Genomic DNA, 1,565 nt, shown 5'->3' on the forward strand with positions numbered 1-1,565 from the left:
GCAGCAGCTGCTGCTCCACCTCACCGGTTTCAATGCGATGCCCTCGTATTTTCACCTGATGATCGCGGCGGCCTGCGTATACAAATTCACCATTCGCCAGCCTTCTGCCAAGATCACCCGTGCGGTACATCCTCTCACCTGTACCAAACGGGCTCGTAATAAATACTCCCTGATCCCATTCCGGATGTCGAAGATAACCCCGACCTACGCCTGCTCCTCCGATGCAAATTTCACCAATCACACCTGTTGGCTGCAGCTGCAGCTCTGGACTCAGTACGACCATTGCTGCCCCTGCAATAGGTCTGCCGATCGTAATAGCTTCACCGCTAGTTACCTCGCACACCGATGTCCATACTGTTGTTTCCGTTGGGCCATAGAGATTAAAAATACGTGCACTCGTCACCGAACGAAGTCTTTCCAGCAAATCCATCGTCAACGGCTCCGCACCAATCATGACGACGCTTAAGGATTTCCAAACCTCGGTTTGGCTCACTTGCGCCATCCACCACTTGAAGCGTGATGGCGTAATTTGCAGCACCTCTACCCGATGCTTYTTTATAAGCTCCTGCAGCAGATGAGCATCACCCCGTTCCTCTTCATTGCAMAGCACCATTTTCATCCCCATTGTTAATGGGAGCAGGCTCTCTACRATGAAAATATCGAATGATACGGTCGCCATTGCCAATAGGCTTTGGCCTGCTTCGAAWGGAATTCGCTCACGGAATSMACTCACGAAGCTTGCYAGTCCGCGATGCTCGATCATTGCMCCCTTCGGCCTGCCCGTTGAGCCGGAAGTATACAGTACATACGCCAGATGCTCSGGAMRGCTTACGATCTCCARATTYCYTCGTTCCGAGCTATACAGATCAGCATCATCCAAATACCAYTCTTCTGMWGCGYTCATGACAAACCCGGCATATTTYCTTTCTGTCAGAAGCCATTGATCGCCGCAATCCTCCAGCATCCACTGRATACGCTCAGCAGGGTATGCCGGATCAATAGCGACATAAGCGCCWCCYGCTTTCAAAATGCCAAGAATGCCGATCATCAACAGRGGTGAACGGTCTRCCATCARYGCTACRATTCGCTCCGGYCCYACCCCGCGGCTGCGAAGCGTATGGGCAAGACGATTCGCTTGCTCATTTAATTCGGAATACGAGAGCGTCTCCAAACCAAATAAAATCGCAGCGGAATGCGGCGTTTCTGCCGCTTGCCGCTCTATCTCTTCCATAATGCTCATCCAGCAGGGATGCTCTTCGGTGGATGCAGAGAAATGTGCATTATTTGCTGACATCTCTACCATCTCTTTTGTTTCATCGAGCAGTGCATCTCTTACCTTCTCCGCGATGTCATTACTCTTCTGTTCCGCTTTATCAGCAGCGCTTGCTAACGGCGAAGAAAGCTTCAATCGCTCTGCCTCATCCACTAATTCCAGCTCACCTATCGTTCTTCTGGACCCTTCGCTTGATGTCATCTCCTTAACGATTGTGCAGAAATGCGCGGCCATTCTCTCGATCGTACTCTCATGAAATAAGGAGGTTGCATACTCAAGGCAGCATGTGATC

Annotated in this window: 1 protein-coding gene; it reads right to left on the reverse strand. The window is 50.9% G+C overall.

Annotated features, from left to right (window positions below; genetic code table 11):
* Positions 1-1,565 (reverse strand): non-ribosomal peptide synthetase (locus tag AC1DSE_RS35110; RefSeq protein WP_477529106.1); only part of this gene is annotated, 1,565 nt, incomplete at both ends.

The organism is Paenibacillus sp. 01L418 (assembly GCF_056400045.1).